Source organism: Pseudomonas sp. PB120 (assembly GCF_009761815.1).
Lineage (GTDB): Bacteria > Pseudomonadota > Gammaproteobacteria > Pseudomonadales > Pseudomonadaceae > Aquipseudomonas.
Map to the genome: position 1 here is coordinate 23,236 of NZ_RWIN01000139.1, position 14,136 is coordinate 37,371.

Below are 14,136 nucleotides of genomic sequence, written 5' to 3' on the forward strand. Positions count from 1 at the left end.
CGGCCAGCCTGTGCTGGCCGGTGAACCGTGATGCTTTACTCGATGCCCGCCAACGTCTTCGTAAACAACGAACCAAAACCCCGCACCTCGCGCTCGATGCGCAACCGCTGCAAGCACATCCACACCAGCGCCTGATTGCTGCTCACCACCGGCAATTCCAATTGAGCTTCGATGGTCGCCAACACCTCAGCCACCTGAATCCCCGCACAACTGATCAACACGCCATCCAGCGCCATGCCGCGAAAGCCTTGCGCCAAATCGAGCCACGTCTGCGCCGGCAAACTGCCCTGCTCCACGGGCGTGGTGCACGGTCTGCCCAAGGCGCTGATCACCTCGATGCCGAGGCCGGCGAAGTACTCGCGCTCCACCTCGATCACTTCCTCAGGATAAGGCGTCAGTAGGCCAATACGCCGCATGTTCTGCGCCCGACACCCTGCGACAACCGCCTCGATGGTGGTCACGCTGTCGAGTCCGGTCGTGTCCAGCAAGCGCTTGCGAAGCACTTTGGGTCCGGCCAGCAAGGTCGCGGCCGTGCAATTGATGGCGAGCAGATCGACACCTGCATCGACGAGCAACTGCGCATGCCCTTCCAGGCCTTCGGAAAATTTCCGGTCGTCTTCCAGCGAAGTCTTGCGAAATGGCACACGGGTCGTGACGAAACGCACGCCTTCGGGAACCATCAGTTGAGGCTCATGATCGCAGAGGCCACCCGATGGGTAGAGCTGGCCTATACGCGCCAAAGTACCGATACCTGGGTTCACGGGATGTTCCTTTTATCAGTGGAAATAGCCGACGCCTGTCAGCAGAAAAACCCCCGAGGCCAGCCAGGCCCTCGGAGGTTGCAGCCTCTGGAAATCGATTACCAGAGCGCCAGGGTGTACCCGACGATCAGACGATTTTCATCGGCATCGGTGGTCAACCCGTCGCCCGAACGAAAGGTCACATTGCGCCAGCGTACGCTCACGCCTTTCAGCGGACCATCTTGCACGACATACGCCAGATCAGTGTCACGCTCCCACTCGCGGCCAGCGTCCACGGTGGCGGTCCTGACATTGCGCCCGTCGACGTAACGGGTCATGAAGGTCAGGCCCGGAACACCCAAAGCTGCAAAATCGTAGTCGTAACGCAGCTGCCACGAATCCTCCTGCGCCCGGGTAAACAGGTTATAGGTCACCAGGTTGGCCACATAGGGCTCGGCACCGTTGAGGAACGGAAAATCATTGTTCCCCGACAGATACTGCCAGGCGGTGGTCAACCGGTGGGCCTTGTATTCCAGACCGATCATGCCGTTGAAGTTGCGGTTGTCGATAGACCCCGCCAGCTTGCGCCCCTCATCTCGACTGTCGAAATAACGGAGGTCCGTTTTCAGCGCAACCCCTTCGCCAAACGGCAAGCGATAGGTCAGGCCGGCGAATTGCTGCCGGTAGATGTCCTGCAGGTTCGCGCTGTAGTAACTCAGGTTCAGTCGAGGCGTCACCGCGTACTGGACGCCGGCAAAATCGAAGTGATCACTGGACGCTGCGCCGTACCCGACATCTTCATTGCTGGAAGAGTCGCGCAGGCTGGCCTGAGTCAATCGCCCCGCGTTGATCGTCAGATTCTGAATGTCCTGCGAATTGAGCAAGCCACCTCGAAACGAAGAGCCCAACAAACGCGTGTCGTTGTACATGACCACGGGCAGCGTCGGCTGCAATGTGCCCAGGTTCAAAACGCTCTTGCCGGCCCGTGCCTTGGCGGTCAGCCCCAGTTTGCTGTAACTGTCGGCGGGCTGTCCGCTGTCGCCCACCGGTAACAACCCGGAACCTCGGCGATCAGGACTGGAGTCGAGCTTGAGCCCCATCTGCCCCAGCGCATCGACACCAAATCCCACGGTGCCTTCGGTGTATCCCGAGACCAGTCGCCCCGTGAAACCCTGGGCCCACTCATCGGTCCTGGACTGCTTGGCGCCGTCCTGTCGGTAATCACGGTTCAAGTAAAAGTTGCGCAGCTCCACGCTGGCCTTGCTGTCTTCGACAAAATCGGCCAGCGCACAGTTGGCGAGGGAAGTCCCGATGGAAAACAGCAAGGGCGCGGCAAAACAAGGTCGGTTCATTATTATTATCCAAACTCGATCAACGTCGGGGCGGCCGACAACCGGACGCGCACCGGATGGCGCGCATCAATTCACAAAGCGGCAGGCAAAGGAAAACCATCGACACCCGGTGACAGGTGTCCTTACGAAGTGCTTATTGTTGTGGAGTGCCTCAACGACACACCGTGGTCAGGCCTCGAGAATGCAGGCCTGCAGCTGTGCCGCTGGAAGGTTTCGGCTCAGGGCCAGCATCAGCAATATGCGCAGTTTGTGCGGGCTCAGGTCGCCACCGGCCAGCACACCGTCACGCTGGAGAAAGGCCTGGCACGGCACGATTCCGCGCAAGGCCCGGGTCGCCTGGACCACGATGACACCGGCGGCAATGGCCCGCTTGATCGCAGCCACCTCGCCCGAAGCCGGTCGACCCGGCGCCAGCCCGGCGCTGATGATTGCCTTGCTTCCAGCGGCAACCAGCGCATCGATGACCGCGCCATCGGCACCGGCATAGGAGGTGGCGATATCAACCCGAGGCAGCGCGCTGATGCCTTCAAACTGGAAATGGGCATGCCAGTCGCTGGCTGGCAGGCAGCGGCGCCAGTGCACCTGGGCCAGGGCATCCACCTGCGCCAACGGCCCGTAAGGAATAGCCTCGAACGCATTGAGATCGAAACTCGAGCCCTTGCTCACATCACGGGCGGCGTACACCTTGTTATCCATGACCACCAGCGCACCACAGGCCTTGGACCGGGCGCAGGTCGCCACTGCCAGCGCAGCACGCAAGTTAGCCAGCACATCGCTGCCAGCGGTATTGACCGGGCGCTGGGCTCCGGTCAGTACCAGCCCGGCGTCCAGGTCCAGGGCCAGGTCGAGGAAGTACGCGGTCTCCTCCATCGTCGCCGTGCCGTGAGTGATGACGAACCCTTCGATGTCCGGGCACTCGTTCGCCGTGCGCTTGATCAGGCTCGCCAGTTCCAGCCAGTCCGCCGGGGTGATCGCGGTGCTGCCTAATGCGCGGAACGTCACCGGTACGCACTCGATGTGGGGGGCCACTTCACCCAACTGCGCAAGCAGATGATCGATCGGCAAGACCACGCCACTTTCGCTGTATTCAATCCAGTCAAACGGGTCGCGGGCCTGCATGGCGAATGTACCGCCGGTGCCGATAACGGCGACCTTGGGACGATAGTGAGTAGTCATCGATCAAGCCTCCGGGCTGACAAGCTGGACGAACACACGGTCACCGTCGATGTTCACCAAGTGGCATCGCGTGTTCTTGAGTAACGGGCTGCACAACGCCTTGCCACTGCGCAGGTCGAACGCCCCGGCATGCAACGGGCATTCGATTTCATAGCCGTCCAGGTCACCGTCGCTGAGCAGCGCGTTGCCATGGGTGCAAATGTCGTCGACGGCAAACACCTCGCCGGCGACCTTGAACAGGCCGACCTTGCGGCCACTGACCTGGACGCCAACGCAGTCGCCCCGACCGAACAGTTCGGCCATCGTCCCGACGGCCACCCACTGCCCGTCTTTGGCCGGTTCAGGAAATATCAATGCTTGCGATGCAGTCATGAAAATTCGCTCATTCAATTAGTGCGCGGTGCGCATCGATAAAGGGGTTCGCGCGCGCAAGGCCTCAAGCCCTGGGGCCAAGGGCATGGCACCATTGCCCAGCGCAGTCACCTGCACATCACAAAAGCGCATCGAATCGATCAGCCAGCCCTGCGCATCCGTGTAGCGATAGGTTTCTTCGGTGCGCGCCATCAGCAGGACCGCCTCCGCGCTGTCTTCGCGCAACGCCAACTGCCACAAACGCCAGTTGGCCCGCGCCTGCAACGCGTCGACCTCGATGTCCGCGCCAACGTAATAATGGGCAGCAAAGCACCACGGCGACTGTTCGAACCATTGCGCCAGGGCGTCACGCCCGACCCGGTCGCCACCGAACTCAGCGCCATACCAGATCGCCTGCGGGGTAAAGCACGCTGCCTGGGCAACGGCCAATTCCTTCAGGCGCTCGGGTGCCTGTTTGCGGTAATCGGCGGTGTACTTGGCGTCGGCCAGGGCCGTGTATCTGGCCTTGAGCTGCCGGATGGCCTCGCAGGCTTCCAGGCGGCGCAAGCGCTCGGCCATTTGCGAAAAGTCGCTCATGCCGCCACCGCTTTCAGGGACACGGACAGGTCGCTCAACAACGCTTGATCCACCACGCGCCGATCACGAATCAGGCTTTCCAGCGCCTTGCGCTCCTTGCCCTGATTGACCATGACCCCGGCGACGACCCGACCTTCCTTGAGCAACACCAGGGTCGCTTTGTCCTGGTCAAGATCTCCGCGCCAGACCAGTGCATCCGCCTCGTCGATCAAGCCGACGACCTGAATGTTGTGGCCCAGTTGATCGGTCCACATCCAGGGGATTTCGCCGTATGGCTGCGGGTCTCCGGCAATCTGCCGGGCGACCGCAAGCGCCTGGTTTTCTGCATTGCGCCAGGTCTCCTGACGCAACGACCGACCATAGAAAGCGTTATCGCAGTTGGCCACATCGCCCACGGCATAACACCACGGTGCGTCAGGGCTGCGGCAGGACGCATCGACGACCACACCGTTGTGGCAAGTGATGCCAGCTTGCTGAATAAACCCGGTGTCGCAATCGATTCCGATGGCGAGCAGCACCTGCTCGGCCTCCAGCATCTCGCTGCCTTGCGGGCCTTGCACCTGCACCCGGTAAACCGCGCCATCAAAGGCAATGGACTGCACGCCGACCTGCGACTTGAAAACCACACCGACCTGCTGATGCCGGGTTGCCAACCACTGCGAAACAGGTGCCGGCAGACAGCGGCGCATAATCTGGTCCGACACATCCAGCACCGAGACCGCCACGCCCAGGCCCGATGCGGTGGCGGCGACTTCCATGCCGATCACACCCGCGCCGATCACCAGCAGGCGCGAACCGGCGACCAGGGTCGCCGACAGTTTCTCGCAATCGTCGATCCCCCGGAGCACATGCAAGCCTGGCAAATCGCCCCCCGGCACGGATAACGGTCGTGCCGCGCCGCCGGTCGCCACCACCAATTCATCGAACGGGACCTGGCGCCCGTCATCGAGACTCACGCGACGCCGCTCGGGGTCGAGCCCGACGACGCGCGCCCGGATACGCTCGAGCCGAGGGTGGGCAGTCCAGAAATCATCGGCAGCCAACATCAGCTCATCCCACGCCTGCTCACCCGCCAGCACCGCCTTGGACAAGGCCGGACGCTCGTAGGGGGCATACGGTTCATCACCGATGAGCAGCACCTGGCAGGCATCGTCCAGTTCGATCAAGTGCTGGGCAACACGCCCGCCGGCATGACCGGCGCCGACGATCACGATTCGCCGGGCACTCATGACGCGCACTCCTGCACCGCGCCGATGCGCACAATGGCGCGATACAGCAACCCTTTGGCCGAGGTGCAGACCCAGCGGCGCGGCTCGTGTGGCGGAATGACAATCGCCTCGCCAGCACTGAGGCTGTAGCACTCGTCGGCGGCGAACACATCGAAACTGCCCTCGACCACCGCACCGACTTCCTCGCCCAGGTCGCTGATGCCGTCCATGACCGACTCACCCTGGACAAACGGGCGCAGTTGCAGATCGAATGCATCGCCACTGATTTGGCTGTCCTCAGCGGACTCCAGTGGCGGGATGACAACACACTGTTGGCTGCTCATGACTGATCCGCCCGGTTTTTGAGTGGGTAGTAGGGAACGCTGTCCTCCGGCCCGAACTCCGGTCGCGGCGGCGTGACCACATTCAGGCGCATGCTCACCCCTTCGGCGCCAAAGCGATTGCTGCCGTAGTGACTCAATTGCGCGGGAATGATCATGGCGCTCTGTGCCGTCATCGGCACCGCCACATCACCCTCCTCGCCAGCGCCCTCAAACACCGTGCATTCGCCCACCAGTTGCAGCGACGCCTCTTCACCGTGGACATGCGCTTTGGCGGGCAGGTCATGCCCGACCTTTTCCACGAACTTCACCACCGACACACTGATGTTCTTGCCGAACAGGTGCTTCATGTACAACCCGTCGGCGACGACTTCCTTGAGCCCGTCATCGATACCAAAAACCCTGCACTTGCCCATAACCACCTCCGCGCTCAATACACAGGCTTGAGAGAAAAATCTTCTTCAGCCACGAATCGGCGCGGATCAAATCCGTACACCACTTCCTGCTGGTTGTAGCACTCGACCGTGGGGGCGATTTCGGCCAGCGACAGCAGCAACTTGAGCAAGGTGCTGTCCACCTCGTCGAGCTCTGCCAGGGGTTTGCGGTTGACGAACGCCAGCAGCTCGTCGATCTGCGCCAGCATGGCGTCCTTGAACGCGATGATGCTGGGCATCGACTGGCGATGGCGCTGGATATTACGTTCGGTTTCAGTCGCCAGCGCCCATACGCCGACATAGGCCTGCAGCGTCTGGAACGCTTCAGGCAACAGCACGTTTACCGGGTGATCGGCCTGGGAGGTTGCAATCATGTTCATGGTATTCACTCCGCAACGGCTTGAGCGGCATTGCGTTCCAGCATGCGCTCGACAGCGTGATAGTTATGGCGCACGAGCACTTCGTTGTCCTGCAGGAACATGAAGCGTTTGGCCCCGGTTTCAGCGGCCTTCTGTGTGCGTTCTACGGTGCTCATGTCCTCGAGCAGCACATCGCGCAGGGCGACTTTCATGTACTCGACGAAGAAGCGCCCACCGGCCGTGGTCATCTCGGGGTAGAACACCCGGCATTCGACGCGCGTGCGGTTGTAGGCCGTGGGACGGAAGGTGTAGCACTGGAAGTAGTTGGGGCGCAGGGACAGGTACAGGTCCGGAAACACCACATTGATGTCGAACAACCAGTTGGGGCTCTTGGTCCAGTTCATGCCCTCGGGCAACGCCTCGAGAGGGAAATCGTATCGGGCACTGCCCGCTGCACCACGCAGCGCCGCCGCCGAAATCGGCTTGGACTTGCTGGCTTCGACCAGGGCTTCCTCAAAGGCCGCACCGCCTTCCGTCATGGCCTTCGGATTGCCGTAGACCGACTTCTGATTGCCTGACAGGGACAGGCGACGGTGGTATTCGCCGCAGAGCGCACCGAGTGGCGGCATGGCGCCGTTTTCGTCCTTCTCCACCGCATCGGCAATCGAGAGGCCGTGAATGTAGGCAACGTGATAGGCCTCTTGAAAGGCGTCCAACGCCAGCTTCCAGTTGCACTCCACTTCGCTCACCCATGAAAAACCCGAGGTCAGTTTTTCGAAGGGATAGCCTTCAATCGAACCGAACATGGGCTTGAGGTAGTCCTCAAGGGATTGCGCCGGTTCGGCCTGCATATTGACAAAGATGAAGCCTTGCCAGATTTCACAGGCGACTCGTGCCAGACCATTCGCGGATTTATCCAGATCGAAGAAGCATTCCTCTTCCGGCACACCGGTCAGGTTGCCATCCAGGTCAAACGCCCAGCCGTGGAATTTGCAGGAGAACTTGCGAGTGTTGCCACATTTCTCGTACGCGATCTGGTTGACCCGGTGCGAGCACACGTTGTGCATGGCATTGATCTGACCCTTCTTGTTGCGCACGACGATGATGGAGGCATCGGCGCACGCCAGGTCCTTGACCATGTAGTCCCCGGCGTTGGGGATTTCTTCAACCCGGCCTACTTCGAGCCAGGTCTTCTTGAAGATCTGTTCCTTTTCCCGCTGGTAGTACTCGGGAGAAATGTAGGGCTCTACCGGTACCGGGCCTTTGCCCAGCTCGGGATAGTCGTCGGTGATAAAGGTGCGCTTGGTGCTCATTATTTTTTTCAAACCCCATCAGTTCGTCCAATTAACGAATGGCATTCTGTTATTGAGTGCACCACCTTGTCAACAACCCTTTAAAACAGACTATTTATTGACGAAAACCCCTTGTAAAACGATTACAAGTCTCTAAATAACGATGGATGCGGCACCGCAGCCGCCCTAACTGGTATGATTCGCCCCCATTGCACGAGCGTGCGAAAGCGATCAACCAGGAGCAATGCGTGGCGCAGATAAAAAAAATGGAAATCCGCGATGCCATCGTCGAATCCGCCTTCACCCTGTTCAAACACAAGGGATACACGGCGACCACGATGAGCAGCATCGCTCGCGAAGCCGGGGTGACGGTGTCGAACCTGTATGTCTACTTCGATTCGAAAATCCTGATTCTCTATGCGATCTACACGCCGTGGTTTCAGGACCAGGTCACCCGCCTCAAAGACTCCGTCAGCCGCCTGCGCCAGCCACGGGCCCGGCTAAAACGAATATTGATCGGGGTTTGGTCGGAGTTGCCGGTGGCAGACCAGGCGTTTGCCAACTGCATGATCGAGGCCCTGGCCAGCGCCCCGCGTCAACAGGGCAAACCCAATGACCTGCTCAAGTGGGCGGAGGCCCAGATCAGCGAGATGATGCTCGAGACCCTCCCCGAGGACCGTCATTACCTGCTGACCGACGGCCTGCTGGCACACACCCTGTGGATGGCGTTTGACGGCTTTGTGATCAATCAGCGCATGGGCGATTGCCGCGACATGGAAAAAGTCGCCGATCTGTTCACGGACATGCTGCTGCCTGAATAAGTGCAGCGAGGCGTCACCACAGACGCCTCACCCCAACTGCGTCTGAATCTGCCCCACCACCCCACGCATCGCCGGCAAATACCGGCGCGCCGCTTCTTCGACGGGCATCGCCTTGGCGATGTACACCAGATTAAGGCAGCCCATCACCCGTTCTTCGTGCATGACCGGAATCGCAATCGCGGCGATTTTGCGTTCTTCGCCCCAGTGGGAATTGTTTTCGCCATAGCCCTTGCCCAGGGTGTGCTCCACCAGGCGCTCAACAAAACGGCGATCCGCTGCCAGCGCCGATTGCTCATCCTCGCGGCTGATCATCAACTCGATCAGCTCTTCGCGCTCGGCCGACGAGCAGTATGCAAAGTAGGCGCGCCCCGTCGCGGTCATCAGCAACGGCAGGCGCCGGCCGACCATGGAACGGTGGAACGACAGGCGGCTGAAGCGGTGCGTGGTCTCGCGAATCACCATGGCGTCGCCGTCCAGTGTGCACAGGTCGGTGGGCCACACGACTTGCTGCAGCAGCTCGCCGAGCAAGGGTGCAGCGATGGAGGAAATCCACTGCTCATCGCGAAACCCTTCGCTGAGTTCTCGCACTTTTAACGTCAGCCGATAGCTGTCATCCGACTCGCTGCGTCGCACATAGCCCTCGGCCTGCAAGGTCTCCAATAAGCGTCGAACCGTGGTGCGATGAAGTCCGCTCTGCTCGGCCAGTTGCGCGGTGCTGGCGCCGCCGTCGAAGCGGTTCAACCCGTTGATCAAAGCCAGGCCGCGCATCAGGCCACGCACGGACTTGTATTCTGTTTCGCTCATGAATGGTTCCATTTTTCTTATAAATCAACGGTGTGCACCTGGTGCACACTAGCAAGGGTTGTCGTTGTCGACCAGTCCCGTGATTTCCATACTGCGCCCAACAAGAAATCCAAAAGCGCTGTACGGAGATACCCATGAGTTCTGCACCCACGCCTGCCACAGTGGAGCTGACCACCGACGTTGCCATCGTCGGCGCCGGCCCCGTCGGTTTGATGATTGCCAATTACCTGGGCCAATGTGGTGTCAACGTCACCCTGGTGGAAAAGCTCGACAGCCTGATCGACTATCCCCGCGCCATCGGCCTGGACGACGAAAGCCTGCGCACATTCCAGGCGGTTGGCCTGGCCGACAACGTGCTGCCGCACACCACCCCTTGGCACGCCATGCGTTTCCTGACGCCCAAGGGCCGCTGCTTTGCCGACATACAGCCCAAGACCGACGAGTTCGGCTGGTCGCGGCGCAACGCCTTCATCCAGCCCTTGGCCGACCGCGTGCTGTTCGAAGGTTTGCAGCGTTTTGACAACGTCAACGTGCTGTTCGGCCGTGAGCTTGAAGGCTTCGAACAAAATACCAGCGCCGTGGTGCTCAACCTCAAGGACCAGAACGGTCGCAGCGAACGCCTGCATGCCCGCTACCTGATCGGTTGCGACGGTGGCAACAGCCTGGTGCGGCGCAGCCTGAACATCAGTTTCGAGGGCAAGACCGCGCCGAATCAGTGGATTGTCGTCGACATCGCCAACGACCCGCTCAGCACGCCGCACGTTTACCTGTGCTGCGACCCGGTGCGCCCTTACGTGTCTGCGGCCCTGCCCCACGGTGTGCGCCGTTTCGAATTCATGGTCATGCCCGGCGAGACCGAAGCCGAGCTGAGCAAACCGCAGAACATGCGCCGGTTGCTGGCCAAAGTGCTGCCCAATCCGGACCGCATCGAACTGATCCGCAGCCGCGTCTACACCCACAACGCCCGCCTGGCCGGCAAGTTTCGTGAAGGCCGCGTGCTGCTGGCCGGTGATGCGGCGCACATCATGCCGGTCTGGCAAGGCCAGGGTTACAACAGCGGCATGCGCGACGCGTCCAACCTGGCCTGGAAACTGTCGCTGGTGATCAAGGGCCTGGCCGCCGACAGCCTGCTCGACAGCTATGGACAGGAACGCCGCGACCACGCCAAGGCGATGATCGACCTGTCCGTATTGGCCGGCCACGTGTTGGCACCGCCCAAGCGCTGGCAAGGTACGTTGCGCGATGGCGTGTCGTGGCTGCTCAACTATGTGCCGCCAATCAAGCGCTATTTCGTGGAAATGCGCTTCAAGCCAATGCCGCAATACGTGCAGGGCGCCTTGATCGTACCCAGTGAAAAAAACTCGCCTGTGGGCAAGATGTTCATTCAGCCGCGGGTACTGACCGAGGCTGGCGACACCGTGCTGCTGGACGAAGTGATCGGCAAAAACTTCGCGATTATCGCCTGGGGCTGCGACCCGACCTGGGGCCTGACCGCTGCACAAATCGAGCAATGGCAAGCGCTGGGCACGCGCTTTATCCAGGTCCTGCCGGACGTCCAGCTCAAGGCCGCCAGTGATGCGAGTCACGGAGTGATCCGCGTCGGCGACAGCACCGGCCGTCTCAAGGAATGGTTCGCCCGGGGTTCATCGTCCATCGCCCTGGTACGCCCGGACCGCTTCCTCGCCGGGCTGGCCATCCCACAAACCATCGGCCAGGCCTGTGATGAATTGGCCTTGGCGCTGAAAGCGTTGGCCCCCCCCGAAGTGGCGATCTGCGCCAGCAAGGTGGCCTGACATGAGCGCTTATTTGCACTGCCTGTCTCACACGCCGCTGGTGGGTTTTGTCGACCCGACGCCTGAGGTGCTGGGTGAAGTCGACGGCATGATCGCCGCCGCCCGTGAGCGCATTGCGCGCTTCGATCCGGAGCTGGTCGTGCTCTTCGGACCCGATCACTACAACGGCTTTTTCTATGACGTGATGCCGGCTTTCTGCATCGGCATGGCGGCCCACGCCATCGGCGATTTCGACACCGCCGCCGGCCCTTTGGACGTGCCCAAGGCGCTGGCCGAACACTGCGCCCAGTCCGTTCTGGACGCCGGCGTCGACGCCGCCGTGTCTTATCGCATGCAGGTTGACCACGCGTTCGCCCAGCCGCTGGAACTGTTGCTGGGCGGCTTGCAGAGCTGCCCGGTGATTCCGGTGTTCATCAATTCGGTCGCCGTGCCACTGCCCGGTTTCAAGCGTGCGCGTTTACTCGGTGAAGCCATTGGCCAATGGGCAAAAACATTGAACAAGCGCGTGCTGTTCCTGGCGTCCGGCGGGCTGTCCCATCAACCGCCGGTGCCGGAACTGGCCAAGGTCGATGCGCGCATGGCCGACCGATTAATGGGCAGCGGTCGCCAGTTACCCGCCGATGAACGAGAGGCGCGCCAGCAACGCGTCATTCAGGCGGCGCGGGATTTCGTTGAAGACCAGCGCTGCCTGCACCCGCTCAACCCGACGTGGGACCGGCAGTTTCTCGACACCCTCGAACAGGGCCGCCTGAGCGACCTCGATGCCTTGGGCAATGATGAACTGTCGGCGCTGGCCGGCAAGTCCACCCACGAAGTGAAAACATGGGTCGCCGCGTTCGCCGCCCTCAGCGCCTTCGGCCCTTACCAGACCGAGGGCCGCTACTACCGCCCTATTCCCGAATGGATCGCAGGCTTCGCCGCCCTTGGCGCCCAGCCGCTGAACAACAACCCATGAATCCGAGGAACACTGCCATGACTGCCACTGCGCCTGTTTTCACCGAAGCCTCTACCAGCCGTTTTGTCGACATCAGCGAAGGCGAGTTGAAGCTGCGACTGCACTACAACGATGTTGGCCAAGGCGCCGAAACCGTGGTTATGCTCCACGGTTCCGGACCCGGTGCCAGCGGCTGGGCCAACTTCCATCGCAACATCGAACCGCTGGTGAGCGCCGGTTACCGAGTGATCCTGATGGACTGCCCGGGCTGGAGCAAAAGCGATCCGATCGTGTGTGACGGCTCGCGCTCGGACCTCAACGCTCGCGCCCTCAAGGGACTGGTCGACGCATTGGATCTGAACTGCGTGCACATCATCGGCAACTCCATGGGCGGCCACAGCACCGTTGCCTTCGCCCTCGCCTACCCCGAGCGCATCGGCAAACTGATCCTGATGGGCGGCGGCACCGGCGGCCCGAGCGCGTTCGTCCCGCAACCCACCGAAGGCATCAAGTTGATCGGCGCGTTGTACCGCGACCCGACCATCGAGAACCTGAAGAAGATGATGAACGTCTTCGTCTTCGATGCCAGCAGCCTGACCGAAGAACTGTTCCAGACCCGACTGGACAACATTCTCGCGCGCCGCGACCACCTGGAAAACTTCGTCAAGAGCAGCACCCTCAACCCCAAGCAGTTCCCGGATTTCAGCCACCGGCTGCACGAAATCAAGGCCAGGACCTTGCTGGTCTGGGGCCGCGAAGACCGTTTCGTGCCGATGGACACCGGCCTGCGCCTGCTGGCCGGTCTGCCCGATGCGCAACTGCACGTGTTCAACCGTTGCGGCCACTGGGCGCAGTGGGAACACGCCGAGGCCTTCAACCGCATGGTCCTGGACTTCCTGACCCATTGATCACCGAGGCTGACATGAACCCTACTCAAGACACGCTGGAACGCCTGGCCGCCGACCTGCGCCGAGCCGAAACCGACAGCGAAGCCATCGCGCCGCTGCGCGAGCACATCGGTGAAGACAACGCCGAGGCCGCCTACACCATTCAACGGCTTAACGTCGCGTACGGCGTGGCCCAAGGCCGTCGCGTGGTCGGTCGCAAGATCGGCCTGACCAACCCCAAGGTGCAGGCGCAACTGGGCGTGGACCAGCCGGACTTCGGCACGCTGTTCGCCGACATGTGCTACGGCGACAACGACAGCGTGCCCGTGAGCCGCGTACTGCAACCGAAGATCGAAGCGGAAATCGCGCTGATCCTGGAACGCGATCTGCCCCGCGTCGACACCACGTTCGCCGACGCCATGGCCGCGGTCGGTGGCGTCGTGCCGGCGCTGGAAATTGTTGGCAGCCGCGTGCAGGACTGGAACATCCGCTTCGTCGACACCGTGGCGGACAACGCGTCCAGCGGTTGCTTCGTGCTCGGCGGCCCCGTGCGTCGTCTCGATGGCCTGGACCTGCGCCAGGCCAGCATGCGCATGACCCGCAACGGTGAAGTGGTGTCCAGCGGCAGCGGCGCCGAGTGCCTGGGGCATCCCCTCAATGCCGCCGTCTGGCTTGCTCGCACCATGGCGCGCCTGGGCGCTCCGCTGCGGGCCGGCGACATCATTTTGACCGGGGCACTCGGGCCGATGGTGGCGGTGGCCGCCGGGGATCGGTTCGAGGCGGAAATCGAAGGCATCGGCCGTGTCGCTGTCGACTTTGTATAAGAGGCACTACCCATGAACAAACTCAAAGTCGCCATCATCGGTTCCGGCAACATCGGCACCGACCTGATGATCAAGATCCTGCGCAACGCCAAGCACCTGGAAATGGCCGTGATGGTCGGCATCGACCCGGCCTCCGATGGGTTGGCCCGCGCCCAGCGCATGGGCGTGGCGGTGACCCACGAAGGGGTCGAAGGCCTGACCCGCATGGATATTTTTAACGATA

Annotated in this window: 16 protein-coding genes and 1 pseudogene; 6 read left to right on the forward strand and 11 right to left on the reverse strand. The window is 61.6% G+C overall.

Going from position 1 to position 14,136, the window contains the following annotated elements; all coding sequences use genetic code 11:
• Positions 1 to 35: 35 nt before the first annotated feature.
• The 10 genes from EJA72_RS25120 to EJA72_RS25165 form a co-directional block, all read right to left on the reverse strand.
• Positions 36 to 761 (reverse strand): aspartate/glutamate racemase family protein, encoded by a 726-nt coding sequence (locus EJA72_RS25120; RefSeq protein ID WP_178129578.1) that lies wholly within the window; start codon positions 759 to 761, stop codon positions 36 to 38.
• Between the two features lie 98 nt (positions 762 to 859).
• Positions 860 to 2,092 (reverse strand): OprD family porin, encoded by a 1,233-nt coding sequence (locus tag EJA72_RS25125; RefSeq protein ID WP_157714580.1) that lies wholly within the window; start codon positions 2,090 to 2,092, stop codon positions 860 to 862.
• Positions 2,093 to 2,260: 168 nt separating this feature from the next.
• Positions 2,261 to 3,268: an asparaginase gene (locus tag EJA72_RS25130; RefSeq protein WP_157714581.1), complete on the reverse strand. Its 1,008-nt coding sequence runs from the start codon at positions 3,266 to 3,268 to the stop codon at positions 2,261 to 2,263.
• 3 nt (positions 3,269 to 3,271) lie between these two features.
• Positions 3,272 to 3,640 carry a non-heme iron oxygenase ferredoxin subunit gene (locus EJA72_RS25135; RefSeq protein ID WP_157714582.1) on the reverse strand — a complete coding sequence of 123 codons (369 nt, stop codon included), beginning with the start codon at positions 3,638 to 3,640 and terminating at the stop codon, positions 3,272 to 3,274.
• 18 nt (positions 3,641 to 3,658) lie between these two features.
• Positions 3,659 to 4,216, reverse strand: a complete 558-nt coding sequence (locus EJA72_RS25140) for a nuclear transport factor 2 family protein (protein WP_157714583.1) — start codon at positions 4,214 to 4,216, stop codon at positions 3,659 to 3,661.
• Positions 4,213 to 5,445, reverse strand: coding sequence for an NAD(P)/FAD-dependent oxidoreductase (locus EJA72_RS25145; RefSeq protein WP_157714584.1), 1,233 nt, complete (start codon positions 5,443 to 5,445; stop codon positions 4,213 to 4,215). The genes EJA72_RS25140 and EJA72_RS25145 overlap by 4 nt, the downstream gene beginning before the upstream one ends.
• Positions 5,442 to 5,768: a hypothetical protein gene (locus tag EJA72_RS25150; RefSeq protein ID WP_157714585.1), complete on the reverse strand. Its 327-nt coding sequence runs from the start codon at positions 5,766 to 5,768 to the stop codon at positions 5,442 to 5,444. The genes EJA72_RS25145 and EJA72_RS25150 overlap by 4 nt, the downstream gene beginning before the upstream one ends.
• Positions 5,765 to 6,181, reverse strand: a complete 417-nt coding sequence (locus EJA72_RS25155) for a cupin (protein WP_157714586.1) — start codon at positions 6,179 to 6,181, stop codon at positions 5,765 to 5,767. The genes EJA72_RS25150 and EJA72_RS25155 overlap by 4 nt, the downstream gene beginning before the upstream one ends.
• A 14-nt stretch (positions 6,182 to 6,195) precedes the next feature.
• Positions 6,196 to 6,579: a hypothetical protein gene (locus tag EJA72_RS25160; RefSeq protein WP_157714587.1), complete on the reverse strand. Its 384-nt coding sequence runs from the start codon at positions 6,577 to 6,579 to the stop codon at positions 6,196 to 6,198.
• Positions 6,580 to 6,584: 5 nt separating this feature from the next.
• Positions 6,585 to 7,871 carry an SRPBCC family protein gene (locus EJA72_RS25165; RefSeq protein ID WP_157714588.1) on the reverse strand — a complete coding sequence of 429 codons (1,287 nt, stop codon included), beginning with the start codon at positions 7,869 to 7,871 and terminating at the stop codon, positions 6,585 to 6,587.
• Positions 7,872 to 8,098: 227 nt separating this feature from the next.
• On the opposite strand from EJA72_RS25165, the gene EJA72_RS25170 reads away from it, so the two are divergent.
• Positions 8,099 to 8,671 (forward strand): TetR/AcrR family transcriptional regulator, encoded by a 573-nt coding sequence (locus EJA72_RS25170; protein WP_178129579.1) that lies wholly within the window; start codon positions 8,099 to 8,101, stop codon positions 8,669 to 8,671.
• 27 nt (positions 8,672 to 8,698) lie between these two features.
• On the opposite strand, the gene EJA72_RS25175 is transcribed toward EJA72_RS25170, so the two are convergent.
• Positions 8,699 to 9,475 carry a DNA-binding transcriptional regulator gene (locus tag EJA72_RS25175; RefSeq protein ID WP_157714589.1) on the reverse strand — a complete coding sequence of 259 codons (777 nt, stop codon included), beginning with the start codon at positions 9,473 to 9,475 and terminating at the stop codon, positions 8,699 to 8,701.
• A gap of 134 nt (positions 9,476 to 9,609) precedes the next feature.
• On the opposite strand from EJA72_RS25175, the gene EJA72_RS25180 reads away from it, so the two are divergent.
• The 5 genes and pseudogenes from EJA72_RS25180 to EJA72_RS25200 all read left to right on the forward strand — a co-directional run.
• Positions 9,610 to 11,268, forward strand: coding sequence for a bifunctional 3-(3-hydroxy-phenyl)propionate/3-hydroxycinnamic acid hydroxylase (locus EJA72_RS25180; RefSeq protein ID WP_157714590.1), 1,659 nt, complete (start codon positions 9,610 to 9,612; stop codon positions 11,266 to 11,268).
• Position 11,269: 1 nt separating this feature from the next.
• On the forward strand, positions 11,270 to 12,223 hold the full coding sequence (gene mhpB / locus EJA72_RS25185; protein ID WP_157714591.1) for a 3-carboxyethylcatechol 2,3-dioxygenase: 954 nt from the start codon (positions 11,270 to 11,272) through the stop codon (positions 12,221 to 12,223).
• A gap of 17 nt (positions 12,224 to 12,240) precedes the next feature.
• The gene (locus EJA72_RS25190; protein WP_157714592.1) at positions 12,241 to 13,110 is read left to right on the forward strand and encodes an alpha/beta fold hydrolase; all 870 of its coding nucleotides are present in this window, start codon (positions 12,241 to 12,243) and stop codon (positions 13,108 to 13,110) included.
• A 14-nt stretch (positions 13,111 to 13,124) separates the two neighbouring features.
• A complete protein-coding gene (gene mhpD / locus EJA72_RS25195; protein ID WP_157714593.1) occupies positions 13,125 to 13,913 on the forward strand; it encodes a 2-keto-4-pentenoate hydratase in 789 nt (262 codons plus the stop codon).
• Positions 13,914 to 13,925: 12 nt separating this feature from the next.
• Positions 13,926 to 14,136, forward strand: a pseudogene (locus EJA72_RS25200) (acetaldehyde dehydrogenase); the annotation flags it as partial.

Bases quoted from the DNA above. Each gene is read 5' to 3' on its own strand.
- EJA72_RS25130 (WP_157714581.1), bottom strand. From the start codon at position 3,268: ATGACTACTCACTATCGTCCCAAGGTCGCCGTTATCGGCACCGGCGGT.
- mhpD (WP_157714593.1), top strand. From the start codon at position 13,125: ATGAACCCTACTCAAGACACGCTGGAACGCCTGGCCGCCGACCTGCGC.
- EJA72_RS25175 (WP_157714589.1), bottom strand. From the start codon at position 9,475: ATGAGCGAAACAGAATACAAGTCCGTGCGTGGCCTGATGCGCGGCCTG.
- EJA72_RS25160 (WP_157714587.1), bottom strand. From the start codon at position 6,579: ATGAACATGATTGCAACCTCCCAGGCCGATCACCCGGTAAACGTGCTG.
- EJA72_RS25190 (WP_157714592.1), top strand. From the start codon at position 12,241: ATGACTGCCACTGCGCCTGTTTTCACCGAAGCCTCTACCAGCCGTTTT.
- mhpB (WP_157714591.1), top strand. From the start codon at position 11,270: ATGAGCGCTTATTTGCACTGCCTGTCTCACACGCCGCTGGTGGGTTTT.
- EJA72_RS25125 (WP_157714580.1), bottom strand. From the start codon at position 2,092: ATGAACCGACCTTGTTTTGCCGCGCCCTTGCTGTTTTCCATCGGGACT.
- EJA72_RS25140 (WP_157714583.1), bottom strand. From the start codon at position 4,216: ATGAGCGACTTTTCGCAAATGGCCGAGCGCTTGCGCCGCCTGGAAGCC.
- EJA72_RS25135 (WP_157714582.1), bottom strand. From the start codon at position 3,640: ATGACTGCATCGCAAGCATTGATATTTCCTGAACCGGCCAAAGACGGG.
- EJA72_RS25145 (WP_157714584.1), bottom strand. From the start codon at position 5,445: ATGAGTGCCCGGCGAATCGTGATCGTCGGCGCCGGTCATGCCGGCGGG.
- EJA72_RS25165 (WP_157714588.1), bottom strand. From the start codon at position 7,871: ATGAGCACCAAGCGCACCTTTATCACCGACGACTATCCCGAGCTGGGC.
- EJA72_RS25180 (WP_157714590.1), top strand. From the start codon at position 9,610: ATGAGTTCTGCACCCACGCCTGCCACAGTGGAGCTGACCACCGACGTT.
- EJA72_RS25150 (WP_157714585.1), bottom strand. From the start codon at position 5,768: ATGAGCAGCCAACAGTGTGTTGTCATCCCGCCACTGGAGTCCGCTGAG.
- EJA72_RS25155 (WP_157714586.1), bottom strand. From the start codon at position 6,181: ATGGGCAAGTGCAGGGTTTTTGGTATCGATGACGGGCTCAAGGAAGTC.